The organism is Dryocola sharpae, from assembly GCF_051307055.1.
In the GTDB taxonomy this organism is placed as follows: Bacteria; Pseudomonadota; Gammaproteobacteria; order Enterobacterales; family Enterobacteriaceae; genus Dryocola.
Genome location: NZ_CP149994.1, coordinates 2443056 through 2468184, shown reverse-complemented (window position 1 = coordinate 2468184; position 25129 = coordinate 2443056). Strand labels below are relative to the sequence as shown.

Sequence of the window (25129 nt, the reverse complement as noted above, 5' to 3'; positions counted from 1 at the left end):
TTTAAAAATTTATTACCGGGCTGGGTAAACTATTCACATGAATTAAACTAATGATTAATGATAAAACACCTAATATCAGCCGCTTTCCAGCAAGACTCTCTACTAAATATAGGCTCTTTGGCAGAATAAAAGGGTGATCAAGGTTCCATGCCTGTCTGTAAAGCCAGCTCGCGGATAATGCCTGCGGTCATTCCCCAGACGAAATAGTGTTGATACCAGGAAAGCCAGACGCGGTGAGCGTTGCCGCGGCGATGGATATCCAGCGGGTGATAGCGGCCAAGCCGCAGCGCCTCCATTAGCGGCATTTCAAACACGGCGGAGACCTCATCTTCGCAGGCGTGATAAGGCAGGTTGGCCGGAATAATGCCGACAACGGGCGTTACCTGAAAGCCCGTCACGCTGTCTACCGGCGGAAGGATACCGATAACCTCTACTGAATCGGGCGGAATGGCGACCTCTTCATGCGCTTCACGCAGGGCCGCGGCGATAAGGGATGTGTCCGAACTGTCAACGGCGCCTCCGGGGAAAGCGACCTGGCCGGGATGCTTGCGAAGCAGCGGCGAACGCTGCGTCAGCAGCAGGCCCGGCTGCTTGCGGCGCACAATCGGCACCAGCACGGCGGCCTGGCGTTTATTACCGCTCGGGCGCGCGCCCGATGGCCGTAACATCTGAAAGCGTAATAAAAATTCGTTCAGCGTCAGGGAAGGAACGGACATGCATCAGTTCTCCAGCAGAGGAAGGATACGGTTAACTTTATCAAAAGTTTCCTGATATTCCGCCGCTTCAGTACTGTCGGCGACAATGCCGCCCCCTGCGGAGCAATAAAGTTTGCCGTTCTCTGCGGTGATGGTGCGGATGGTAATGCTGGTATCCATATTGCCGCAAAAGCTGATATAGCCGATGCTGCCGCACCACGCGTTGCGCCGTTGCGGTTCCAGCACTTCAATGATTTCCATCGCTCTGACTTTTGGTGCGCCGGTAATAGATCCGCCGGGGAAGCAGGCGCGTAACAGGTCGGTGGCCCGCAGCGTTTCAGGCAGGGTCGCAGTAATAGTGCTGACGAGATGATGCACCGCCGGGAACGGCTCAACCACAAACAGCTCCGGCACGCGCACGCTGCCGGGAACGGCGACCCGGCCAATGTCGTTGCGCAGCAGATCGACAATCATCAGATTTTCAGCGCGATCTTTCGGGGAACCTGCCAGCTTTTCGGCCTGTTTCGCATCTTCACGGGCGTCAGCAAGACGCGGCAACGTTCCTTTAATCGGGCGAGTCTGGATCTTTTTACCTGCAAGCAGGATGAAACGTTCCGGGGAAAGACTTAAAATCGCGCTCTCCGGCAGACGGATAAACGCGCTAAAGGGCGCCCGGTTGGCTGCATTAAGCTTTTTAAACGCCTGCCATTCGTCCCCGACGTAGCAAGCGCTAAAGCGCTGGGCGAGGTTAACCTGATAACAGTCGCCGCTGAGAAGATATTCCTGTACCTGGCGGAAATTACGTCCATACTGCTCGCGAGTCATATTGGATTGCCATGAACTCGTCAGGCGGAACGGCTCACGGACCGGCGCGCTCAACGCCTGCAGCCACGCCAGGCGTGCTGATATATCCCCCCAGCTCAGCAGCGTTATCCGCCGTTGATGATGGTCGGCAATCAGCGCCCAGTCATAAATTCCCACGGCCATGTCCGGCGTGTGCACCGAGGCTTGCGCCAGCAGCGGGATTTTTTCAAAATGACGGCCCAGGTCGTAGCCAAACAGCCCCAGCGCACCGCCTGCAAAGGGTAAATCCGGATGCGTTTGCGGCCTCAGCCCAAAACTTTCCAGCGTCTGTTGCAGTAACGCCAGCGGATCGTCTGAATGCTCTGACGTGACGCCATCGACCGTGCAGGCTGTTTGCGGGCCGCGGGTAACCAGCGTGGCGCGGGGCTGGGCGACCAGAATATCAAAACGGCTGTGCGGATGATCGGCAAAACCCGAATGCAGCAGCATCGCCCAGGGCTCATCGGCCAGGGCGGCAAAATAGCGTTGAACAGCGTCTGGCTGCCAGGGAAGGGGGTGAAAAGCGGGAGTTTGCGACGTCATAACCACAACCTGAACCAAAAGCCGTCAGCCTGCCACAAAAACGATTTTCAGGCATCAACTGATGCGACAAATATCATTAACATATAGCAATGTAACAGGAGTCGACGATGATTTCAGGTTTACCAGCACTGTCCCACGAGCAGCAGCAGCAGGCCGTAGAGCGTATTCAGGAACTGATGTCGCAGGGCATGAGCAGCGGAGAAGCCATTACCGTCGTGGCCGCGGAGATCCGCGCATCGCATACCGGGGAGATGATTGTCGCCCGTTTTGAAGATGACGATGAAGAAGAACAGGTTCAGGAGTATCAGCAGGATCGCGGCCACGGGCCGGACGAAGAGCAGGAAGACGACTAACTTTCGGTGGATGGCGCTGACGCTAATCCACCCTGCAAGTTTTGCGTAGGTCGGGTAAGCTTAGCGTCGCCCGACCTGCATCGATCACACCGCCGCGATAATTTTAATCTCAATCCTGTAACGCGGATTCATCAGCTTCGCCTGTACGGTGCAGCGTACGGGCGCTTGTCCCGCCACAACCCACTCATCCCAGGCTTTGTTCATCGCCGCGAAGTCGGCCGCGTCGGGTAAAAAGAGGGTGGCGTCCAGAATGCGTGTTTTATCGCTGCCCAGCTCTGCTAACAACGCATCGATTTGCGCCAGGGTATTAGCGGTCTGTTCATAGGCGTCCGCATCCAGGTTTTCCGGCACGCCGGTGTAGTAGAGCACCTGGTTATGGATAACCGCATCGGACATCCGCGCTTCAGGTTTGATACGCACAATACTCATGGCTTATTCCTTATCAACTGACTTAATTTTGCCAACAGACTGCCATAATCGCAGGCTCGCTTCCACCTGCTTGCTGGATTAACCACGTCAGGGCTGACATAATCGCGGGCACAAATCCAGGGGGTAATGTGACAGACGATTTTGCAACAGACGGTCAGCTCGCACTGGCGATACCAGGTTTTAAGCCGCGTGAGCCACAGCGTGAAATGGCGCAGGCCGTCAGCAAAGCTATTACCGACGGGCGTGAATTAGTGGTGGAAGCGGGAACCGGCACGGGGAAAACCTACGCCTATCTCGCGCCTGCCCTGCGCTCCGGTAAAAAGGTGATTATCTCCACCGGTTCCAAAGCGCTTCAGGATCAGCTTTATTCACGCGACTTGCCCACCGTGGCGAAGGCCCTTGATTTTAAAGGCCGCCTTGCCTTACTGAAAGGGCGCTCAAACTACCTCTGCCTGGAACGCCTTGAGCAGCAGGCGCTGGCTGGCGGAGACCTGCCGGTGCAGACGTTAAGCGAGGTGATACAGCTTCGTAGCTGGGCCATCGAAGCCGTCGACGGCGATATCAGCACCTGCGCTAACGTGGCGGAAGACTCTGCCGTCTGGCCGCTGGTCACCAGCACCAACGACAACTGCCTCGGCCAGGATTGCCCGCTGTATAAAGACTGCTTCGTCGTCAAAGCGCGTAAAAAGGCGATGGATGCGGACGTGGTGGTGGTTAACCATCACCTGTTTCTCGCGGATATGGTGGTAAAAGAGAGCGGCTTTGCGGAGCTGATCCCGGAGGCCGAGGTAATGATCTTCGATGAAGCCCACCAGATCCCGGATATCGCCAGCCAGTATTTCGGCCAGTCGGTCTCAAGCCGGCAGCTGCTGGATCTGGCGAAAGATATTTCCATCGCCTATCGCACCGAAGTGCGCGACGCCCAGCAGCTGCAGAAAAGCGCCGACCGCCTGGCGCAGAGCACGCAGGATTTCCGCCTGCAGCTTGGCGATCCGGGCTATCGCGGCAACCTGCGCGAGCTGCTTGCTCAGCCGGCTATTCAGCGCGCTTTGTTACTGCTCGACGATGCGCTGGAGCTTTGCTACGACGTGGCGAAACTCTCCCTTGGCCGTTCCGCGCTGCTGGATGCCGCCTTCGAGCGCGCGGTGATTTACCGCAGCCGCATCAAGCGCCTGAAGGACGTTGACCAGCCGGGCTACAGCTACTGGTATGAGTGCAACTCGCGTCATTTCACGCTTGCGCTAACGCCGCTGTCCGTCGCCGACAAGTTTAAAGAAGTTATCGCCCAGAAGGCCGGCACGTGGATTTTCACCTCCGCGACGCTTTCGGTGAACGACAGGCTTAGCCATTTTACCGACCGCTTAGGCATCGACAATGCGGAGACGCTGCTGCTGGCGAGCCCGTTTGACTACGCCACCCAGGCGCTTTTATGCGTGCCGCGCGGTTTGCCTGCGCCGAATCAGCCCCATGCCGCCCGGCATCTGGCAAAAATGCTCCAGCCGCTGATTGAGGCCAACAACGGCCGCTGCTTTATGCTCTGCACCTCGCATTCCATGATGCGCGAACTGGCCGAGCAGTTCAGGGCCAGCATGACGCTGCCTGTATTACTGCAGGGGGAAACCAGTAAAGGTCAGCTGCTGGAACAGTTTGTCAGCGCCGGAAACGCACTGCTGGTGGCAACCAGCAGTTTCTGGGAAGGAGTGGATGTCCGCGGCGATGCGCTGTCGCTGGTGATTATCGACAAGCTGCCGTTTACCTCCCCGGATGACCCGCTGCTTAAAGCTCGCATGGAAGACTGCCGCATCCGCGGCGGCGATCCCTTTGACGACGTGCAGCTTCCCGATGCGGTTATCACGCTAAAACAGGGCGTCGGCCGCCTGATTCGCGACGTGGACGACCGGGGCGTGCTGGTTATCTGCGATAACCGTCTGGTGATGCGTCCTTATGGCGCGGTATTCCTGAACAGCCTGCCGCCAACGCCGCGCACGCGGGACATAAATCGGGCAGTCGAGTTCCTTAACCCCCCACCGACGCGGTAATTTGTGCCAGGCTATGGTATGATGCGCGCCGATTTTTGACCCTAAACTCCCGCCAGAGGTTGGCAAGTCCATGCGAATTTTAGCCATCGATACCGCGACAGAAGCCTGTTCGGTTGCCCTGTATAACGACGGCACAGCCTGTGCCCATTTCGAACTCTGCCCGCGCGAACATACTCAACGTATTTTGCCTCTGGTGCGGGACATCCTGAACCAGGGCGGCCTTTGTCTTTCTGAGCTTAACGCGCTCGCTTACGGGCGAGGACCGGGGAGTTTCACCGGCGTGCGTATTGGTATCGGCATTGCGCAGGGGCTGGCTCTGGGCGCTGAACTGCCGATGATTGGCGTGTCAACGCTTGCGACGATGGCGCAGGGCGCCTGGCGTTTGACTGGCGCAACGCGCGTGCTGGCCGCTATTGATGCGCGCATGGGTGAAGTCTACTGGGCCGAATACCAGCGTGACGAGCAGGGCGCCTGGCACGGCGAAGAAACCGAAGCGGTATTAAAACCGGAAGCGGTGGCTGAACGGTTAAAGCAGCTTGCTGGCTACTGGGCTACCGTCGGCACCGGCTGGCAGGCGTGGCCTGAGATGGCGAGCAACAGCGGCGTTGTTGTGCGTGACGGACAGATTACCCTTCCCGCAGCCGAAGACATGTTGCCGCTGGCGATTCAGGCCTTTAACGCCAAACGCACCGTGGCCGTTGAGCATGCGGAGCCGGTCTATCTGCGCAACGAAGTGACATGGAAGAAACTTCCCGGCAAAGAGTGATACTCAACGTTACCAGGGCGCGTAACGCGGTATAAGGAGATGGGGTATGGCAGGTTGTAATGTCAGGAAATATGGCGGCTTATTGTCCATCGTCGCCACGCTGCTGCTGAGCGGGTGTGTGACGGTGCCGGATGCCATTAAAGGCACCAGCGCGACGCCGCAGCAGAATCTGGTGCAGGTCATGAGCGCGCCTGAGCTGTACGTTGGCCAGGAAGCGCGCTTTGGCGGGCGGGTGGTTAATATCGACAATCAGCAAGGTAAAACCCGTCTGGAAATCGCGACGGTGAATCTGGATGAAGGCGCTCGTCCGCAGCTGGGAGAACCTTCGAAAGGGCGTATTTATGCCGACGTGAACGGTTTTCTGGACCCGGTCGATTTCCGTGGCCAGCTGGTGACGGTCGTCGGGCCGATTACGGGCACGGCGCAGGGCAAAGTTGGCGAAACGCCGTATAAATTTATGGTGATGCAGGTCAACGGCTACAAACGCTGGCGCGTTACGCAGCAGGTTGTGATGCCGCCGCAGCCCATCGATCCCTGGTTCTGGGGCGGCCCTTATCCTTACCGCGGCCACTACGGCATGTGGGGCGGAGCCGGCTGGTATAGCCCGGGTCCTGCGCAGGTGCAGACCATCGTAACCGAGTAACTTATTGTTTTAAATTTATTTTTAAACAGCGGCTGGTCCGCTGTTTATCTATTTTCAGGACGAAATAAAAAAATTTAGTGATGCGCTTCGCAACCTTCAATGAGGCGAATTAATAAACTGGTACGCTGAGTTAATATTATGTTAACAGCGTGTATGTTAATTGGGGTTGTGATGACGGAAAATAATAAATTCAGAGGTGAATCCTTGAAAAAGGTTTGGCTTAACCGCTACCCGGCCGACGTTGCGGCTGAGATTAATCCCGATCGTTATCAGTCCCTGGTTGATATGTTTGAGCAGGCGACAACGCGCTATGCGGACCAGCCCGCGTTCGTCAATATGGGCGAAGTAATGACTTTCCGTAAGCTTGAAGAGCGCAGTCGCGCTTTTGCGGCTTATCTGCAACAGGGGCTTGGCCTGCAAAAAGGCGATCGCGTGGCATTAATGATGCCGAACCTGCTGCAGTACCCGGTAGCGCTGTTCGGTATTTTACGCGCCGGGATGGTGGTGGTTAACGTCAACCCACTTTATACCCCGCGCGAGCTGGAGCACCAGCTTAACGACAGCGGCGCGAGCGCTATCGTCATCGTTTCGAACTTTGCCCATACGCTTGAGAAAGTCGTCGATAAAACCCAGGTTAAGCACGTCATTCTGACCCGCATGGGCGACCAGCTTTCGGCGGCGAAAGGGACGGTGGTTAACTTTGTCGTTAAATACATCAAACGACTGGTGCCGAAATACCATCTGCCGGACGCCATCTCTTTTCGCAGCGCCCTGCATAACGGCTACCGGATGCAGTACATCAAACCGGAAGTCATCAATACCGACCTGGCGTTCCTGCAATATACCGGCGGCACAACGGGCGTGGCGAAAGGAGCTATGCTGACTCACCGCAACATGCTGGCAAACCTGGAGCAGGTGAGAGCGGCTTATAGCCCGCTGTTGTTCGAGCGTAAAGAGCTGGTGGTGACTGCGTTACCGCTCTACCACATCTTTGCGTTGACGATGAACTGCCTGCTGTTCATCGATCTGGGCGGCCAGAATCTGCTCATCACCAACCCGCGCGATATTCCGGGCCTGGTGAAAGAGCTGAGCAAATATAAATTTACGGCAATGACTGGCGTAAACACGCTGTTCAACGCCCTGCTCAATAACAAAGAGTTCCAGCAGCTCGATTTCTCAAGCCTGCATCTTTCCGCCGGCGGCGGCATGCCGGTGCAGCAGGTCGTGGCGGAGCGCTGGGTTAAGCTGACCGGTCGTTATCTGCTGGAGGGCTATGGCCTGACGGAATGCGCGCCGCTTGTCAGCGCGAATCCGCATGATATTGACCGCCACACCGGCAGTATCGGCCTGCCGGTACCCTCCACCGAAGTAAAACTTATCGACGACGAAGGTAACGAAGTGCCGCCGGGACAGCCGGGCGAGCTGTGCGTAAAAGGCCCGCAGGTTATGCTGGGTTACTGGCAGCGTCCGGATGCGACAGACGAAATAATGCACGATGGCTGGCTGCGCACCGGCGATATCGCCACGATGGACGAAGAGGGCTTTATGCGTATCGTCGATCGTAAAAAGGATATGATCCTGGTGTCCGGTTTCAACGTTTATCCAAACGAAATCGAAGACGTGGTGATGCAGCATCCGGGCGTGCTTGAAGTGGCCGCCGTGGGGGTGCCCGGCGGAGCGTCAGGTGAAACGGTGAAAATCTTCGTGGTCAAAAAAGATCCGGCGCTGAGCGAAGCATCGCTGGTGACATTCTGCCGCCGCCATCTCACCGCCTATAAAGTTCCTAAGCTGGTTGAATTCCGCGAAGAGCTGCCAAAATCCAACGTCGGAAAAATTTTACGACGAGAACTACGTGACGAAGTAGCTAAGGCCGATCAACAATAACGCCTGAGCTCCGAGTCAGTCGCCCCAAAGCCGGTTCTACCGGCTTTTTTATGGGCGCAAACCTAAGAGAACCGAATTTGACTTACCTTATGATTACCACTGATGAAGCGCTGGCCGAAGTTTGCCAGGCCGCTCGTCAGGTGCCTGCCCTGGCGCTGGACACCGAATTTGTCCGCACGCGTACCTACTACCCGCAGCTTGGCCTGATCCAACTGTTTGATGGCGTACAGGTTTCCCTTATCGATCCGTTAACTATCACCGACTGGTCGCCGTTTAAAGCGCTACTGCAGGACAGCAAGGTGATTAAGTTCCTGCACGCCGGGAGCGAAGATCTGGAGGTGTTCCTGAATACCTTCGGCACGCTGCCGGATCCGTTTATCGATACCCAAATCCTTGCCGCTTTCAGCGGGCGGGCGCTCTCCTGCGGTTTTGCCACTATTGTGGAGGCGTACACGGGTATCGCGCTGGATAAAAGCGAATCACGTACCGACTGGCTGGCGCGTCCGCTGAGCGAACGCCAGTGCGAATACGCTGCGGCGGATGTGTTCTATCTGCTCCCGATTGCGCACAAGCTGATGGCAGAAACGGAAGCGGCGGGCTGGATGAAAGCGGCGCTGGACGAGTGCAACCTGATGGCCAGTCGCCGCCAGGAAATTCTCGATCCGGAAGAGGCGTGGCGTGAAATCGGCAATGCGTGGCAGCTGCGGACCCGTCAGCTTGCCTGCCTGAAAAAACTGGCTTCCTGGCGGCTGCGCAAAGCGCGTGAGCGTGATATGGCCGTTAATTTTGTCGTGCGTGAAGAGCATCTCTGGCAGGTCGCGCGCTATATGCCGGGCTCGCTGGGCGAGCTGGAAAGCCTTGGCCTGAGCGGCAGCGAGATCCGTTTTCATGGCAAAACGCTGCTGGCGCTGGTAGCCGAGGCCGAAGCGCTGCCGGAAGAGCAGTGGCCGGCGCCGCTAAGCAACCTGGTGGACATGCCGGGCTACCGTAAGGTGTTTAAAGCTATAAAAGCATTAGTTCAGGAAGTCAGCGAAACCAGCGGCTTAAGCGCTGAACTGCTTGCTTCGCGTCGCCAGATTAACCAGTTGCTCAACTGGCACTGGCAATTAAAAGCCGGCATCACGGCCCCGGAATTAATCAGCGGCTGGCGCGGCGAATTATTGAATGACAAGCTTAAAACGCTGCTGGCAGATTATTAATAATCTGCAAAATACCTGTAAATAAATACAGGGAAGGCGGCAGGAATAAGAAAAAGATGAAAGGCTATTAAAAATAACCTGCTCATATATAACGCTGAACTGAAGCAGATAAAATAAACCCCCTGACGAAAGCAGGGGGTTTTTATTTTAATCAGGCAGACTTCGTTGTTTCCTGAGTCTCAGGTAACGTAACGTTAAGTTCCAGAACAGAAATATCATCGCCTTTCTGATCGAGAACAACGGTCAACATGTCCGGATCGATTTGCACATATTTGCAAATTACTTCCAGGATATCGCGTTTTAACTGCGGCAAATAGTGTGGCTCACGGTCGCCGCGACGGCGCTCCGCGACGATAATCTGCAGTCGCTCTTTAGCGATGTTAGCAGTGTTCTTTTTCCGTGAGAGAAAAAAGTCTAGTAATGCCATAACTTATCCTCCGAACAGGCGTTTGAGGAAACCTTTCTTCTCTTCTTCAATGAAGCGGAAAGGACGTTCTTCTCCGAGAAGACGTTCAACGGTATCTGCATAGGCCTGGCCTGCATCTGCTTCAGCATCCAGGATAACAGGCTCGCCCTGGTTTGAGGCGCGCAGCACGGACTGATCTTCCGGGATCACACCCACAAGAGGAATGCGCAGAATTTCTAACACGTCTTCCATGCTCAGCATGTCGCCGCGGTTCACACGACCAGGGTTGTAGCGGGTGAGCAACAGGTGCTCTTTAATCGGGTCTTCGCCGTTTTCAGCGCGACGGGATTTGGATGACAGAATGCCGAGGATACGGTCTGAGTCACGCACCGAGGAGACTTCCGGGTTGGTGGTGATAATGGCTTCATCGGCGAAATACAACGCCATCAGCGCACCGGTTTCGATACCCGCAGGCGAGTCACAGACGATGAACTCGAAATCCATATTTTTCAAATCGTCGAGCACCTTAGCCACGCCTTCGCGGGTCAGCGCGTCTTTATCGCGGGTTTGCGAGGCCGGCAGAATATAGAGCTGCTCGGTACGCTTATCGCGAATAAGCGCCTGGTTAAGCGTCGCATCGCCCTGAATGACGTTAACAAAATCGTAGACGACCCGGCGTTCGCACCCCATGATCAAATCCAGGTTACGCAGGCCGATATCAAAATCGATAACGACGGTTTTTCTTCCCTTCTGGGCCAAACCCGTAGCGATGGCCGCGCTGGACGTGGTCTTACCGACGCCCCCTTTACCCGATGTAACAACAATAATGCGTGCCATAAAGGAATTCCTTGTTAAAAGGGCTTAATTCAAAGGTTGAACGGAGAGAGCACCGCCCGCAAGACTCAGGCGCGCCGCTTTCCCATAATAATCGGCTGGAATTTGGTCGCTCAGCCAGTATTCACCCGCTATTGAGACCAGCTCAGCTACCAGGTTGGTACAAAATATTTGCGCATCACGAGAGCCGTCGGCTCCCGCCAGGGCTCGGCCACGCATCATGCCGTAGATATGGATGTTGCCGTCAGCGATAAGTTCCGCACCGGCGCTGACGTGATTGGTGACAATCAAATCACAGTGTGGTGCATAAATACGCTGCCCGGAACGAACCGGGGTATCAATCAAACGTGTTTTTGTGACCGCCGTAGCAACAGGTTCTGCAACGGCCGCTGGCTCCGGGCGAGGAAGCTTCTCTTTCCCTTCCGACAGCAGCGGCAGCCCGGCGCGTTCAATTTCCCTTTTCAATGCCTCATCTTTACAACCGCTGATACCAACCACGCGTAGACCGGTAGAGGCCACCGCCTGCTGGACATTTTTCCAGTTTACGGAACCATCGAGGCTGGCAACATTAACCACCACCGGGGCGTTTTTAAGAAACGCAGGCGCCTGGGCAATTTTATCCTGCAGGGCCTGGCGAATAACCTCGGGTTGAGCATCATGTAAATGAACAACTGATAAGGTGAAACTGCTGCCTTTTAACTCGATTGGCGTGTTTGACATCCTGGCCTTACTCAATTCAGTTTCAATCCCCACGGCTTGTGGGACGATATTCCGAAGTACATTAAGCATGGTATAGTCACAGGTATATTCAGGCAAGCCACCATCCGGTGAAAATAGAGTAAAAAAAATGTTTTGTGTGATCTACAGAAGTAGCAAGCGTGACCAGACTTATCTTTATGTCGAAAAAAAGGACGATTTCTCTCGTGTGCCTGAAGAATTGATGAAAGGCTTCGGTGAACCCAGGCTGGCTATGCTATTACCGCTCGACGGCAGTAAAAAACTGGTTAATGCAGATTTTGATAAAGTAAAACAGGCACTCAAAGAAGAAGGCTATTATTTGCAGCTGCCGCCGCCGCCGGAAAGTTTGTTAAAAATGCACCTGGAAAGAAACCCGAAAAAATAAGTTTCAGACTAACGGTAAATCTTTTCCGGGCGTAAAAGGGGAAGATGGCGGCAGAAAACTAATCGCGAGAGGGTAGATGAATACTTCAGCAATCTGTTTAACCGTCGGCGCGTTACTCCTTGCCGGCTGTGCTGCAAAATCCCCCAGCGCGCAGGCCGTAACACCCACCACGCCTCCCGCTGCCGCTCAACCATCGTCCGCTGCGGGAAGCGCAACAACGCTCGCTGAACAAGGGCGCGATCCCGCAGAGTTTCCCGCTTATGTGGAAGCGCTTAAACAGCAGGCCCGCAGCCAGGGCATCAGCGAGGCGACTATTACGGCTGCGTTCGCCAACGTTCATTTTGTTGACCGGGTAATCAAATCCGACAGAAACCAGCCTGAGAAGAAGATCACGCTGGATGATTACCTTGCGCGCGTTGTCACGCCTGCGAAGATTGAGCAGGCAAGGAAACTCAGGCAGGCGTATCAGGCGCAGCTGGCGCCTGTGAGCGCGCAAACCGGCGTGCCGGACAATTATATCGTCGCGTTATGGGCTATGGAGAGCAACTTCGGCAAAATCCAGGGCAAGGAAGACGTTATTTCGGCGCTCTCAACGCTTGCCTTTGAAGGGCGGCGCGAAGCTTTCTTTACGAAAGAGTTGATGGCGTCGCTAAAAATTCTCGATCGGGGCCATATTGCGGTGGATGAGCTGAAAGGTTCCTGGGCCGGAGCGATGGGGCAAAACCAGTTTATGCCGAGCTCATATCTGCGCTACGGGAAAGATGGCAACGGTGACGGCAAAATTGATATCTGGTCTGACACCAGCGATGTCTTCGCCTCAACCGCAAACTATCTTGCAGTCGAAGGGTGGCAGGCAGGCGGATCCTGGGGAACGGAAGTGAAACTGCCGGCAGGATTTAACGCAGCGCTTGCGGGCACCAAAACGGCGCAGGGCAAAACGGTTTCGCAATGGCAAAAAATAGGCGTCACCTTACCGGACGGGTTACCGCTACCTGCCTCTGCCGAGCGGGCGTGGATAGTTACGCCGGACGATAATCAGGGTCGTTCGTTCCTGGTGTATAACAACTTCAGAACAATAATGCACTGGAACCGTTCCTCGTACTTCGCCATCGGCATAGGGACGATGGCGGATGCTATCGCCCGATAAAATACGCGCGCCAGGCCATCGCACGAATAATGCTCGCTCCCCGGTATTCACCGGGGATTTTTTTATCTAGTATCAAATGCAGTGAACACAACGACGCAGAGGAAAGGCATGTATCAACATCATAACTGGCAGGGGGCGCTGCTGGATTTTCCGGTCAGCAAAGTAGTGTGCGTGGGCAGCAATTACGCAAAGCACATTAAAGAGATGGGCAGCGCCACGTCGGAAGAGCCGGTGCTGTTTATCAAACCCGAAAGCGCGTTGTGCGATATTCGCCAGCCGCTGGTATTGCCGCAGGGTTTAGGTTCCGTGCACCACGAAGTGGAACTGGCGATATTAATCGGCGCCACGCTCAGGCAGGCGACGGAAGAACACGTGTCGAAAGCGATTGCCGGTTACGGTGTGGCGCTGGATCTGACCCTGCGTGATTTGCAGGACAAGCTGAAGAAAGCAGGACAGCCGTGGGAAAAAGCGAAAGGTTTTGATAACGCCTGTCCCATTTCAGGCTTTATTCCGGCCGCTGAATTTGCAGCCGACCCGCAAAACACCGACATCGCCCTGACCGTCAACGGCGAGATCCGCCAGCAGGGTTCAACCTCTGACATGCTCCACAAGATCGTGCCGCTGATAGCCTATATGAGCCGCTTCTTTACCTTACGCGCAGGCGATGTGATCCTGACCGGCACCCCGGAAGGCGTCGGCCCGCTTGTGAGCGGCGATAGTCTGGAAGTGAGTTTCGACGGACGCAGCCTTAGCACCCGCGTACTATAATGAATTTGCCGCCCCGGGGCGGCAACGCTTGCATCTTTTACCCATAGTGTTTATAAGGTGCAGCTTGTTTTTCAAATGCAGGCATCTACATGACACAGGCACCTTTTTGGCAGAGTAAAACGCTCGACGAAATGAGCGATGCGGAGTGGGAATCACTTTGCGACGGCTGCGGCCAGTGCTGCCTGCATAAGCTGATGGACGAGGACACGGATGAAATCTACTTCACCAACGTCGCGTGCAAGCAGTTAAACATCAAAACCTGCCAGTGCAAAAATTACGCGCGTCGTTTTGAATATGAGCCGGACTGCATCAAGCTCACGCGCGACAATCTGCCAACCTTCGAATGGCTACCGCACACCTGCGCGTACCGCCTGCTGGCCGAAGGAAAGGATCTGCCAGGCTGGCACCCGCTGCTGAGCGGTTCAAAAGCCGCGATGCACGGCGAACGTATTTCCGTGCGCCATATCGCCGTGAAAGAGTCTGAGGTGCGTGACTGGCAGGACCATATTTTAAACAAACCCGACTGGGCAGAGTGATCCACCAGCCCTGTTAAAATACGCAAAAATAAATCGTACAAACCGAAATCTTTGTGATACGGTGTACTTTCTATAACAAGTAAAAGAAGGTTTTTATCCAGTACTTAACATTTAAGTGTCCGTCATGCGGCGGTTCACAGTATCGCACCTCCCCCTACGATGTCCGAGAAACAAATCCCCACGGCGCTGTTTGTATCTTCTGCAAAGCAGGAATGCACACTCTGCATCGTCCGATGAGTGCGATCCATCAACAAAACGTAGCTGCTCGCTAAGAGCTTATCCCGCTGATTTTGCTTTTCACGCTCCCGCACTGTTAACATTCAGCCTCCATAAAAGGAGGAATAATGAAAAAAATAACGCTGCTGCTCGGAGCGCTTATTCTCAGCGGCTGTTCGTCGCCTGAACCAACGACACCCAAACCGCCACGGACTATCGGCATGCCGAACCCGGCCTCCGTTTACTGCACAGAGAAAGGCGGTGAACTGCGAACGGTGAAAACCGACCTGGGCGAGCGTGGCGACTGCATCTTGCCGGGCGGTGAACGAATTGACCAGTGGAAGCTTTACCGACGCGACCACTAAGTAAAAAACCCGCCATCGGCGGGTTTTTTTATTGTCTCAAGCTTTAGGCTTAGCGGCCAAACAAATCACGGCGTTTAGGTTTGAGCGGTTGGACAATGAGCACCAGTACGGCAATAATCAGAAACACTGCGAAAATGCCTAGCAGCCACTGCACCATATCGAGCGACAGGAACACCCACTGACGCACGGAACAATCGCCGGTAGCGACGAATACGGACGGCAGCCATTTATCCAGCGGCAGCCAGGAAGGGAAGCGTGCGGCAAAATCGCAGGTGACGAAAGGGGAAGGATGAAGCTGCAGCATGGTATGGTCCCACGCCAGCTGAACGCCTTTACCCGCGCTGTAGAGCCAGACGGCCAGCGCGCCGTAGCGTAACGGTGATGCAGGCGCGATGGCACCGACGATCCCCGCGCCCATAATGCCAAACAGGGCGCAGCGCTCATAAATGCACATCACACATGGCTTCAGCAACATCACGTGCTGGAACCATAATGCCACCATTTCCAGAGCAAAAGCGGTAATGGCCAGCAACAGCCAGGCGCCGCGCCCGCGGGAGCATTGGTTTAAATATCGCAACATAATCAGTTTCCATGCAGTTTGCGGTGATTCGGCAGTGTAAACGAATTCGCTTTATGCGCCAGTAGCACCGTGAAAAATATGTGTTTATTCGAATGTTTAACAGGCAAATAAGCCCTGCGGGCAGCGAACTGCCCGCGTTATGACGTTAGTGCGGAAACTCACCGGCGGACGGCGGAGAAATCCATCCAGCCTGGAGCATCCAGTCCGTTGCCGGCATCAGCGTAAACTCCACGCACGCCAGGCCTACCAACGTCAGCACCAGCGTATACGGCAGCGCCATCAGCACCATGCGTCCATACGAGAGACGAATCAAAGGTGCGAGAGTCGAGGTGAGCAGGAACAGGAAGGCGGCCTGGCCATTTGGCGTGGCGACCGAGGGCAGGTTAGTCCCCGTGTTGATGGCAACCGCCAGCAGCTCAAACTGCTTGAGGTCAATGATGCCATTTTCCATCGCGGTTTTGGCTTCGTTAATATAAACCGTGCCGACAAATACGTTGTCGGAAATGGACGACAGCACGCCGTTAAAGATATAGAAAAGAGAGAGCTGCGCGTGAGGCTGCGCCTGCAGGACAAAATTAATCACCGGTGAAAAAAGATGCTGGTCGATAATCACGGCGACCACGGCGAAGAAAACGGTCAGCAGCGCGGTAAATGGGAGCGCTTCGGTAAAGGCTTTACCGATAGCATGTTCATCCGTCACGCCGCACAAAGAGGTGGCGAAGATAATCACGGATAAGCCAATCAGGCCGACTTCCGCCAGATGCAACGCCAGCGCCACAACCAGCCAGACGCCGATTATCGCCTGCACGACCAGCTTAACGTTATCCTGCCTGCTGCGACTCTTTGCGCTCCGGGTAGCGTAATCCTGCAGGATGCCGCGCACTTTTTCAGGCAAAGGCGCTCCGTAACCAAGAATTTTACCGTATTCAAGCAGGGTGCAGGTTAGCAGCCCGCAGAGAAAAACCGGAATGGAAACCGGCGCCATGCGAAGGAAGAAATCCCCAAAATGCCAGCCAGCCTGTCTGGCAATAATCAGGTTCTGCGGTTCGCCGACCATGGTCATCACGCCGCCCAGAGCCGTGCCCACGCCGGCATGCATCATCAGGCTACGCAGGAAGGCGCGGAACTGCTCAAGGATGGCGCGGTTGTCATTTTCTATTTTACTGTCATCAAGGATGTCGCTTTCATCGTTGCTCGCTGAGGCAACCCGGTGATAAATGCCGTAAAAACCGACCGCCACGCTTATCACTACGGCGACCACGGTTAACGCATCGAGGAAAGCGGACAGGAAGGCTGCGGCAAGGCAAAACGCCAGCGACAGCAGGATTTTGGAGCGAATCTCCAGCAGCAGTTTGGTGAAGACCAGCAGCAGCAGCTGCTGCATAAAATAGATGCCCGCCACCATAAAAATAAGCAGCAGCAGGACTTCGAGGTTGCCGGCGATCTCTTCGCGCACGTGCTCCGCGCTGGTCATGCCGATCAGCACCGCTTCGATGGCAAGCAGGCCGCCGGGCAAAAGGGGATAGCATTTCAGCGCCATTGCGAGAGTGAAGATGAATTCTGCCACCAGCATCCAGCCTGCGGCAAAGGGGCTAACAAACCAAAAGAAGAGCGGATTAATCACCAGAAAACAGAAGATAGCTACTTTATACCAGTCGGGCGACTGGCCTAAAAAATTTCGATAAAGGGCACGGCCAGTGGACATTTCCATGGTAAGGGGATTATTCTCCGAAAGATTATTGCGTCGGTTACAACAGGTTACTCGCGCCCTGCGCGACTATCAAGGCGCAGAAAATATTACCTGCCTCGCTATTTCAGAAAATTTAAACACCGATCCCGTAAATGGCGCGCCGGCCTGCTATCTGGAGCGGGGTGCATCTGGTATGATGAGTCCAAATTTGCTAAACCTGTGTAATGGAAATCATACTATGGTCATTAAGGCGCAGAGCCCGGCGGGTTTCGCGGAAGAGTACATCATTGAAAGCATCTGGAATAGCCGCTTCCCCCCTGGGTCCATTTTGCCTGCCGAACGTGAACTCTCCGAGCTAATTGGCGTTACCCGCACCACACTACGTGAAGTGCTGCAGCGCCTGGCGCGGGACGGCTGGCTGACGATTCAGCACGGTAAGCCTACTAAAGTGAATAATTTCTGGGAAACCTCAGGATTAAACATTCTGGAAACTCTGGCGCGGCTGGATCACGACAGCGTGCCGCAGCTTATCGATAATCTGCTATCCGTGCGCACTAACATTGCGACTATCTTTATCCGCACTGCAATTCGCCAGCACCCGGAGAAGGCGCAGGAAGTGTTAGCCACGGCAGATCGCGTGGAAGATCACGCGGACGCGTTTGCGGCCCTCGATTACAGCATCTTTCGCGGCCTTGCTTTTGCATCCGGCAATCCTATTTACGGCCTGATTCTGAACGGCATGAAGGGGCTGTATACCCGCATCGGGCGTCACTATTTCTCCAGCCCGGAAGCGCGTAGCCTGGCGTTAGGTTTCTACCATCGTCTGGGCACCATCTGCAAAGAAGGGTTGTACGATCAGGTCTTTGATACCGTCCGTACCTATGGGCGCGAAAGCGGGGAGATCTGGCACCGCATGCAGAAGAACCTGCCGGGCGATCTGGCGATGCACAGCCGCTAATCCTCTCCTGTAAAAAAGGCTTCCCGCAGGAAGCCCTTTAGCTTTTAGATGCTGTTCATTCGCGGCGGGCAGCGGTCAAGTAGCTCAACGCTGCCATCCTCGTTTTGCTGCTCGAGCATCACATCAAATCCCCACAGGCGGTGCACGTGCTTGAGCACTTCACGGCGGCCTCTGTCGAGGGGAGCGCGGTTATGCGGGATATAGCGCAACGTCAGCGAACGGTCGCCGCGTAAATCCACGTTCCACACCTGAATATTCGGTTCCACATTGCTCAGATTATATTGAGCAGAAAGCTGCGCGCGAATTTCACGGTAACCCTCTTCATTGTGAATTGCCGAAATTTCCAGATAATTGTTGCGATCGTCATCAAGGACGGTAAACAACCGAAAGTCACGCATCAGTTTCGGCGACAGGAACTGGCTGATAAAGCTCTCATCTTTAAAGTCGCGCATGGCGAAATGCAGCGTGTCCAGCCAGTCCGAACCTGCCATATCCGGGAACCAGTATTTGTCCTCCTCGGTCGGATTCTGACAAATTCGCTTGATGTCCTGGAACATCGCAAAGCCCAGCGCGTAAGGGTTAATGCCGTTGTACCACGGGCTGTTATACGGCGGCTGGAACACCACGTTAGTATGGCTGTGCAGAAACTCCAGCATAAAGCGTTCCGACACTTTTCCTTCATCATACAGATGGTTCAGGATGGTGTAGTGCCAGAATGTCGCCCAGCCTTCGTTCATCACCTGGGTCTGCTTCTGCGGATAGAAATACTGGCTTACCTTACGTACGATACGCAGGATTTCACGCTGCCAGGGCTCCAGCAGCGGCGCGTTTTTTTCCATAAAGTAGAGCAGGTTTTCCTGCGGCTCAGAAGGATATCGGCGCGCTTCAGCAACAGTCTTTTCCTCTTCGCGACGAGGCAGGGTGCGCCACAGCGTATTCACCTGGCTTTGCAGATACTCTTCACGGCTTTTCTGCCGCGCTTTCTCCTCCTGCAGCGAGATCTTTTGCGGGCGTTTATAGCGGTCGACGCCGTAATTCATCAGCGCATGGCAGGAATCCAGCAGCCTTTCCACTTCGTCCACGCCGTAGCGCTCTTCGCACTCGCTGATATATTTGCGGGCGAAAATCAGATAGTCGATTATCGAGCCGGCATCCGTCCAGCTACGAAACAGATAGTTATTTTTAAAGAAGGAGTTATGCCCATAGCAGGCGTGCGCGATAACCAGTGCCTGCATGGTGATGGTGTTTTCTTCCATCAGATAGGCGATACAGGGATTGGAGTTAATTACAATCTCGTAGGCCAGGCCCTGCTGGCCGTGCTTGTACAGCCGCTCGGTTTCGATGAATTTCTTACCGAATGACCAGTGCGGGTAGTTTATCGGCATACCGACGCTGGAGTAGGCGTCCATCATCTGTTCAGACGTGATCACCTCTATCTGATGTGGATAAGTGTCTAAACGGTAGAGTTTTGCTACGCGGTCTATCTCGGCGAGGTAGACATCCAGCAATTCGAACGTCCAGTCAGGTCCATCACTCAGACGTTTAGCATCCTTTGTGGCGGAAAGATCAACAGTAGCCATCAGCGCGCCCTCATTGTTAGCGGCTCTCTCTGAATGGAAAGCCTCCCTCAAAGGATAGAACACTCCTCACACTTAGCGGCGGTGAGGAAAATAATTTCTGCACGATTTAGTGATTTTCAGCCGCCGTTATTTCGCGCTTATGCAGTATTTTATTCTGCGGTAAATATCTTCCTTCGCAGGAGATCCTAATTATGTCGTACCGCTGACGATGGGTCAGGATGTGAGAATGCTCACCATAATAAAGCCATATGTTGAATAACATTTTCATCTGGGTTATCAATTTGTAATCAGAAGATTATTCTTTAGCTAAAGGATGGACGTATATGCATGTTGTGGTGCTGGGAAGTGGGGTTGTCGGCGTCGCCAGCGCCTGGTATTTACGCCAGGCGGGGCATGAGGTGACGGTAATCGAACGCGAAGCGGGTCCCGCGCTGGAAACCAGCGCCGCCAATGCCGGACAAATCTCGCCGGGCTATGCCGCGCCATGGGCTGCTCCCGGCGTGCCGCTGAAGGCGATTAAGTGGATGTTCCAGCGCCATGCGCCTTTAGCTATCAGCCTGGACGGCACAGGCTTCCAGCTCAGGTGGATGCTGCAGATGCTGCGCAATTGCGATATGCGTCACTATATGGAAAACAAGGGGCGTATGGTGCGCCTGGCCGAATACAGCCGCGACTGCCTGAAAGCCTTGCGCCACAGCACCGGCATTCAGTATGAAGGCCGCCAGGGCGGCACGTTGCAGCTGTTCCGTACCGCGCAACAATATGAGAACGCAGCAAAAGATATCGCGGTGCTGAAAGAGGCCGGCGTACCTTATCAGCTGCTGGAGTCCAGCCAGCTCGGTCAGGTTGAACCCGCCCTTGCCGAAGTGGCGCATAAGCTCACGGGCGGCCTGCGCTTGCCTAATGATGAAACGGGTGACTGCCAGCTCTTCACGCAGAATCTGGCGCGCATGGCGGCCGAAGCAGGTGTGAATTTCCGTTTCAATACCAACGTTGACCGTCTGCTTTACGAAGGGCAAAAAATTTACGGCGTGCAGTGCGGTAAGGAAGTGGTAAAAGCCGATGCTTACGTTATGGCATTCGGCTCTTACTCAACGGCGCTGTTAAAAAATATTGTCGATATCCCGGTCTATCCGCTGAAGGGCTATTCGCTGACGATCCCCGTTGCCGACGAGCAGGGGGCGCCGGTTTCTACTATCCTCGATGAAACGTACAAAATCGCGATTACCCGTTTTGATAACCGTATTCGGGTAGGCGGCATGGCAGAGATCGTCGGTTATAACACCGAACTGCTGCAGCCGCGTCGCGAAACGCTGGAGATGGTAGTGCGCGATCTTTATCCGCGCGGTGGCCACGTTGAACAGGCAACCTTCTGGACCGGTCTGCGTCCGATGACGCCGGATGGCACGCCAATCATTGGCCGCACGCCGTTCAAAAATCTTTGGCTGAATACCGGACACGGTACGCTGGGCTGGACCATGGCGTGCGGCTCCGGACAAATGCTCAGCGATTTGATTTCCGGCAGAACGCCTGCCATCCCGTGCGACGATTTGTCCGTCGCTCGTTATCTGCCGGGTTTTTCCCCTTCGGGTTCACAACGGTTACACGGCGCCCATAATTAATAATAAGGAGTAGTCATGTCTCGTCCCGTTGTGGCAACGCTCGATCTGAGCGCGATGCGCAATAACCTTCAGGTGGTGCGTCAGGCTGCGCCCGGTTCCCACGTCTGGTCGGTGGTTAAAGCAAACGCTTATGGACATGGGCTCGACAGAGTCTGGTCCGCGCTCAATACGACCGACGGCTTTGCGTTGCTTAATCTTGAAGAGGCGATCCTGCTGCGCGAGCGCGGCTGGAAAGGGCCGATTCTGATGCTTGAGGGCTTTTTCCATACCGATGAATTACCCCTGTTCGATAAGTATCGCCTCACCACCAGCCTGCACAGCAACTGGCAGGTGAAGGCGCTGGCCAACGCCCGGCTGAATGCCCCGCTCGATGTCTATCTGAAAATGAACAGCGGCATGAACCGCCTCGGTTTTGCCCCCGAGCGCGTGCATTCTATCTGGCAGCAGTTGCGTGCCGTTGCCAACGTCGGCCAGCTGACGCTGATGGCGCATTTTGCCGATGCCGAACAGCCGGAAGGCATTATCGAACCCTTAGCGCGCGTTGAACAGGCGGCAGAAGGGCTGGATTGCGCGCGTTCCCTTGCCAACTCTGCGGCCACGCTGTGGCACCCGGAGGCGCATTACGACTGGGTGCGTCCGGGCATCATTCTGTACGGCGCCTCGCCGAGCGGGCAGTGGCGTGATATCGCCAACAGCGGCCTGCGGCCGGTGATGTCGCTGCGCAGTGAAGTTATTGGCATTCAGAACCTGAAAGCCGGCGATACCGTAGGATACGGAAGCCGTTACCGCGCAACGGGCGAGCAGCGTATCGGCATTGTGGCGGGCGGCTATGCGGATGGATATCCGCGCCATGCGCCGGACGGCACGCCCGTGCAGGTCGAAGGCGTGTTAACCCGCACCCTGGGCACGGTTTCCATGGATATGCTGGCGGTGGATTTAACGCCTTGCCCACAAGCTGGCATAGGCAGTCCGGTCGAACTGTGGGGCAACGAAGTTAAAATCGACGACGTTGCTTCTGCTTCGGGAACGGTAGGTTATGAACTGATGTGCGCTCTGGCACCGCGCGTGCCTGTTGTGGTGCAGTCTTAAGACGTAACTCCCTCTCCGGCAGGAGAGGGAGCAGCGGCCAGCGCTACTCTTCTTTCTGCTCAGCCACGCGCACACCAATTTTGCGTACCTGGTTGTTCTCTTTCTCTGCCACCGTCCAGATCATTCCTGCGAACTCGACCTGGTCACCCACCACCGGCGCGCCGCCCAGCATTCCCAGCACGAATTCACCCAGGGTTTGCTGCGTGTTGACTGCTTCATCCAGATCCAGACCGTAAATCGTCGCCACGTCTGCGAACTGCGCGCTGGCTTCAAGGATAAAGTCGCCGAAGAAGCGCTGGTCGAGCGCAACGGGAGGCGACTGGCTAAAGAGCTTGCCAAGGGCCGGCAGATCCCGCTCGCGGCCGATGACGCACAGCACATCGCCTTCACGCAGCCGCGTGCTGCCGGTTGGATGCAGCAAAACATTGTCACGGAACAGGGCGGCGATACGCGTTTCTTCAGGCATATGCAGATCGCGCAGGGCAGCGCCTACGCACCATTTGTCTTCGCTAAGCTGATAAACAAACTGTTCCCACGGATTCTCCGGATGGATGTCCAGCCCAACGCGGGAGACCGGCCAGCCAATCGGCGGCACCACCACTTTGGCTTTTTTCGCCGCCCAGCTCAGGGATGAGCCCTGCAACAGCAGCGAAACCAGCACCACGAAGAACGCGACGTTAAAGAACAGCCTGGCGTTATCGAGCCCGGCCATCATCGGGAAAACGGCAAGGATGATCGGCACCGCGCCGCGTAAGCCAACCCAACTGATAAAGATGCGTTCACGGCCGTTAAACCCACGAAACGGCAGCAGACCGAGGAAGACGGAAAGCGGACGTGCAAAGAATATCATCCACGCGGAGAGCAGCAGCGCCGGTATGGCGATGGCCAGCAGATCCGACGGGTTAACCAGCAAACCCAGCACCAGGAACATGCCGATTTGCGCAAGCCAGGCCAGGCCATCAAAGGTTTGCAGAATACCGAAGCGGCTGCGGATCGGGCGGTTGCCCAGTAGAAAACCACACAGATAAACGGCAAGAATACCGCTGCCGTTAAGCGCCGTGGTGATACCAAACACCATGATGCCGCCGCTTAGCGCCAGCAGGGGATAAAGCCCCTGCGGCAGGGTAATGCGGTTAATCATCTGCAATAACAGATAGCCGCCGCCTGAACCAAGCAGGATGCCAAGGCCAAACTGCTGCAGGATATCTACCGCGAACATCCAGCTCAGGCCGGTTTGCCCCTGCTCAATCATCTCAATAAGCGTGATGGTCAGGAACACCGCCATCGGATCATTGCTGCCGGATTCTATTTCAAGGGTTGCGCCAACGCGTTCGTTAAGCCCTTTGCCGCCCAGCAGGGAAAATACCGCAGCCGCATCGGTAGAGCCGACGATAGCGCCAATTAACATGCCCTGAATCAAATCGAGATTAAACAGCCATGCGGCGGCGATACCCGTTAATCCCGATGTAATCAGAACGCCGACGGTGGCAAGGGAAAGCGCCGGGCCAAGCGCGACACGAAACGAGCTGGCCTGGGTGCGCATGCCGCCGTCAAGAAGGATGACCGCAAGCGCGAGGTTACTGACCAGATAGGCAAAAGGATAATTATCGAACGGGATACCGCCCACGCCGTCAATGCCCGCCAGCATGCCGATTGCGAGAAAGATAACGAGGATGGGAATACCAAGACGGGAAGAAAAAGAACTCAATAAGATGCTACAAGTTACCAATACGGAACCTAAAATAAACAGACTAATTATCGCACCCGCGTCCAAAATTATCATTCTCCTTTATAAAAACCGCAGTGATCGTTGCAAAATGTTAACACGGAAGCGGCTGATTAAGCGTCCGAAAAGCAGCCTTTTTTTACCTGATGACGCTATGTCCGCTCACTGTCAGCACGCTTTCGCCGCCGTCGTGCTTTAATTCGCCAAATGCGCCGAGCGGCAGCGTTACCGTTTGCGGCTCATGCCCGAACGGCAGGCCCGGCAGGACAGGGAGCGAAAATCTCCGGGCAAGCACGTTGCACATTTCGTTAAAATCATAGCCCGCATCGTAGTCGCTGAGCGTCGTGCCGTTAAAGCTGCCAAGAATAAGCGCTTTTTGACGCCTCAGGATGCCGGCATGGTGTAGCTGCAACAGCATGCGCTCGACGCGGAAGGGATGTTCATTAACGTCCTCGACCACCAGAATCCCGCCGTCGATGGCGGGCAGCCACGGCGAACCGATAAGCGAAACCAGCATGGCGAGATTACCGCCCCAGATGGTGCCGCTAACGGAGCAGGCGGGAGCGGCGTTTCGCCAGCTTAGGGTGAACCGTGGCTGCGCGATCGCCTTCCAGAAATGTTGCCAGGTGTACTCATCCAGCTCTTCTGCGCCAAAATTTCCGGCGAGCATCGGCCCGCTGAACGTGATGATGCCGCACTGCGCCAGCAAAGCGAGCTGAACGGCGGTAAAATCACTGTGGCCGCAAATCACCGGCGTACGCGCTCGCAGCGCATGTCCCAGACGAGAATAATCGATTTGTTCGAGCAGGCGCGTTGCCCCGTAGCCGCCGCGTACGGCAAGGACGATATCGCACTCGGAAGACAGCGAGGCAAGCTGGTGAATATCGGCCAGACGCTCCTCGTCAGTGCCTGCAAAACGCTGAAAACGCCGGGCGATCGCTCCCTGATTCTCAATCTGATGTCCGGCATCCTGGAGGCGCTTTACGCCGCGAGCCGCCGCTGCCTGGTTAACACAGTAGCCTGAAGGGGCAATCAAACGAATCAGAGACATGGCATTTCCTGGCTGTAGGTTATTTGGTTATGATGCCGCTATCC

At 55.3% G+C, this 25129-nt stretch carries 25 protein-coding genes and 2 pseudogenes; 16 read left to right on the top strand and 11 right to left on the bottom strand.

From position 1 onward, the window contains the following. Positions 1-137: 137 nt before the first annotated feature. Together WLO31_RS11800 and pabB are read right to left on the bottom strand one after the other, a co-directional pair. Positions 138-716: a CoA pyrophosphatase gene (locus WLO31_RS11800; protein WP_435926789.1), complete on the bottom strand. Its 579-nt coding sequence runs from the start codon at positions 714-716 to the stop codon at positions 138-140. Between the two features lie 3 nt (positions 717-719). Beyond that, positions 720-2081, bottom strand: coding sequence for an aminodeoxychorismate synthase component 1 (pabB, locus tag WLO31_RS11795; RefSeq protein WP_435926788.1), 1362 nt, complete (start codon positions 2079-2081; stop codon positions 720-722). 107 nt (positions 2082-2188) lie between these two features. Here pabB and WLO31_RS11790 point away from each other — a divergent pair, with 107 nt between their 5' ends. After that, on the top strand, positions 2189-2434 hold the full coding sequence (locus WLO31_RS11790) for a YoaH family protein (protein ID WP_435926787.1): 246 nt from the start codon (positions 2189-2191) through the stop codon (positions 2432-2434). Between the two features lie 84 nt (positions 2435-2518). Here the strand turns inward: WLO31_RS11790 and WLO31_RS11785 are convergent, their stop codons facing one another. Further along, entirely contained in the window at positions 2519-2863 is a 345-nt protein-coding gene (locus tag WLO31_RS11785) for a RidA family protein (RefSeq protein WP_435926786.1), read from the bottom strand. A 128-nt stretch (positions 2864-2991) separates the two neighbouring features. On the opposite strand from WLO31_RS11785, the gene WLO31_RS11780 reads away from it, so the two are divergent. The 5 genes from WLO31_RS11780 to rnd all read left to right on the top strand — a co-directional run bounded on the left by WLO31_RS11780 (position 2992) and on the right by rnd (position 9394). Next, complete coding sequence (locus tag WLO31_RS11780; RefSeq protein ID WP_435926785.1) at positions 2992-4902, top strand: ATP-dependent DNA helicase; 1911 nt, start codon at positions 2992-2994, stop codon at positions 4900-4902. A gap of 70 nt (positions 4903-4972) precedes the next feature. Then, entirely contained in the window at positions 4973-5668 is a 696-nt protein-coding gene (tsaB, locus tag WLO31_RS11775) for a tRNA (adenosine(37)-N6)-threonylcarbamoyltransferase complex dimerization subunit type 1 TsaB (protein WP_435926784.1), read from the top strand. A 46-nt stretch (positions 5669-5714) separates the two neighbouring features. After that, positions 5715-6311: a Slp family lipoprotein gene (locus WLO31_RS11770; RefSeq protein ID WP_435926783.1), complete on the top strand. Its 597-nt coding sequence runs from the start codon at positions 5715-5717 to the stop codon at positions 6309-6311. 204 nt (positions 6312-6515) lie between these two features. Further along, positions 6516-8195 carry a long-chain-fatty-acid--CoA ligase FadD gene (gene fadD, locus WLO31_RS11765; RefSeq protein WP_435926782.1) on the top strand — a complete coding sequence of 560 codons (1680 nt, stop codon included), beginning with the start codon at positions 6516-6518 and terminating at the stop codon, positions 8193-8195. Between the two features lie 89 nt (positions 8196-8284). Further along, on the top strand, positions 8285-9394 hold the full coding sequence (gene rnd / locus WLO31_RS11760; RefSeq protein ID WP_435926781.1) for a ribonuclease D: 1110 nt from the start codon (positions 8285-8287) through the stop codon (positions 9392-9394). A gap of 151 nt (positions 9395-9545) precedes the next feature. Here the strand turns inward: rnd and minE are convergent, their stop codons facing one another. The 3 genes from minE to minC are packed head-to-tail and all read right to left on the bottom strand — an operon-like array spanning position 9546 to position 11354. Beyond that, positions 9546-9821, bottom strand: a complete 276-nt coding sequence (minE, locus tag WLO31_RS11755) for a cell division topological specificity factor MinE (protein WP_121268962.1) — start codon at positions 9819-9821, stop codon at positions 9546-9548. Positions 9822-9824: 3 nt separating this feature from the next. Next, on the bottom strand, positions 9825-10637 hold the full coding sequence (minD, locus tag WLO31_RS11750; protein WP_167607724.1) for a septum site-determining protein MinD: 813 nt from the start codon (positions 10635-10637) through the stop codon (positions 9825-9827). Between the two features lie 24 nt (positions 10638-10661). Then, positions 10662-11354 carry a septum site-determining protein MinC gene (minC, locus tag WLO31_RS11745; RefSeq protein WP_435930594.1) on the bottom strand — a complete coding sequence of 231 codons (693 nt, stop codon included), beginning with the start codon at positions 11352-11354 and terminating at the stop codon, positions 10662-10664. A gap of 127 nt (positions 11355-11481) precedes the next feature. Here minC and WLO31_RS11740 point away from each other — a divergent pair, with 127 nt between their 5' ends. The 6 genes from WLO31_RS11740 (at position 11482) to WLO31_RS11715 (ending at position 14789) form a co-directional block, all read left to right on the top strand. After that, positions 11482-11757 (top strand): YcgL domain-containing protein, encoded by a 276-nt coding sequence (locus WLO31_RS11740; RefSeq protein ID WP_435926780.1) that lies wholly within the window; start codon positions 11482-11484, stop codon positions 11755-11757. A 76-nt stretch (positions 11758-11833) separates the two neighbouring features. Then, complete coding sequence (locus tag WLO31_RS11735; protein WP_435926779.1) at positions 11834-12904, top strand: lytic murein transglycosylase; 1071 nt, start codon at positions 11834-11836, stop codon at positions 12902-12904. A gap of 108 nt (positions 12905-13012) precedes the next feature. After that, positions 13013-13672, top strand: coding sequence for a fumarylacetoacetate hydrolase family protein (locus WLO31_RS11730; protein ID WP_435926778.1), 660 nt, complete (start codon positions 13013-13015; stop codon positions 13670-13672). An 89-nt stretch (positions 13673-13761) separates the two neighbouring features. Beyond that, entirely contained in the window at positions 13762-14208 is a 447-nt protein-coding gene (locus WLO31_RS11725) for a YcgN family cysteine cluster protein (protein ID WP_435926777.1), read from the top strand. A 95-nt stretch (positions 14209-14303) separates the two neighbouring features. Continuing rightward, positions 14304-14480, top strand: a complete 177-nt coding sequence (gene ymcF / locus WLO31_RS11720) for a cold shock small protein YmcF (RefSeq protein ID WP_435930593.1) — start codon at positions 14304-14306, stop codon at positions 14478-14480. A 72-nt stretch (positions 14481-14552) separates the two neighbouring features. Next, complete coding sequence (locus WLO31_RS11715; protein ID WP_435926776.1) at positions 14553-14789, top strand: putative hemolysin; 237 nt, start codon at positions 14553-14555, stop codon at positions 14787-14789. A 49-nt stretch (positions 14790-14838) separates the two neighbouring features. Here the strand turns inward: WLO31_RS11715 and dsbB are convergent, their stop codons facing one another. Then, positions 14839-15369 carry a disulfide bond formation protein DsbB gene (dsbB, locus tag WLO31_RS11710; RefSeq protein WP_435926775.1) on the bottom strand — a complete coding sequence of 177 codons (531 nt, stop codon included), beginning with the start codon at positions 15367-15369 and terminating at the stop codon, positions 14839-14841. A gap of 145 nt (positions 15370-15514) precedes the next feature. Next, positions 15515-17080 carry a Na(+)/H(+) antiporter NhaB gene (gene nhaB, locus WLO31_RS11705; RefSeq protein WP_435926774.1) on the bottom strand — a complete coding sequence of 522 codons (1566 nt, stop codon included), beginning with the start codon at positions 17078-17080 and terminating at the stop codon, positions 15515-15517. Positions 17081-17297: 217 nt separating this feature from the next. Between nhaB and fadR the strand changes: the two genes are divergently transcribed. Continuing rightward, a complete protein-coding gene (fadR, locus tag WLO31_RS11700) occupies positions 17298-18017 on the top strand; it encodes a fatty acid metabolism transcriptional regulator FadR (RefSeq protein ID WP_435926773.1) in 720 nt (239 codons plus the stop codon). 44 nt (positions 18018-18061) lie between these two features. Here fadR and WLO31_RS11695 read toward each other — a convergent pair whose 3' ends face one another. Further along, positions 18062-19597, bottom strand: coding sequence for a SpoVR family protein (locus WLO31_RS11695; RefSeq protein WP_435926772.1), 1536 nt, complete (start codon positions 19595-19597; stop codon positions 18062-18064). Between the two features lie 323 nt (positions 19598-19920). Between WLO31_RS11695 and WLO31_RS11690 the strand changes: the two genes are divergently transcribed. From WLO31_RS11690 to WLO31_RS11680, 3 genes and pseudogenes are all read left to right on the top strand, one after another. Beyond that, on the top strand, positions 19921-21219 hold the full coding sequence (locus WLO31_RS11690) for a D-amino acid dehydrogenase (protein ID WP_435926771.1): 1299 nt from the start codon (positions 19921-19923) through the stop codon (positions 21217-21219). 15 nt (positions 21220-21234) lie between these two features. Continuing rightward, positions 21235-22308 (top strand): catabolic alanine racemase DadX, encoded by a 1074-nt coding sequence (dadX, locus tag WLO31_RS11685; RefSeq protein WP_435926770.1) that lies wholly within the window; start codon positions 21235-21237, stop codon positions 22306-22308. A gap of 55 nt (positions 22309-22363) precedes the next feature. After that, positions 22364-22417, top strand: a pseudogene (locus WLO31_RS11680) (hypothetical protein); the annotation flags it as partial. On the opposite strand, the pseudogene WLO31_RS11675 reads toward WLO31_RS11680, so the two are convergent. Both WLO31_RS11675 and ldcA read right to left on the bottom strand, forming a co-directional pair. After that, positions 22418-24091, bottom strand: a pseudogene (locus WLO31_RS11675) (potassium/proton antiporter); the annotation flags it as partial. An 82-nt stretch (positions 24092-24173) separates the two neighbouring features. Further along, positions 24174-25085 carry a muramoyltetrapeptide carboxypeptidase gene (gene ldcA / locus WLO31_RS11670; protein WP_435926769.1) on the bottom strand — a complete coding sequence of 304 codons (912 nt, stop codon included), beginning with the start codon at positions 25083-25085 and terminating at the stop codon, positions 24174-24176. Positions 25086-25129: the final 44 nt, after the last annotated feature.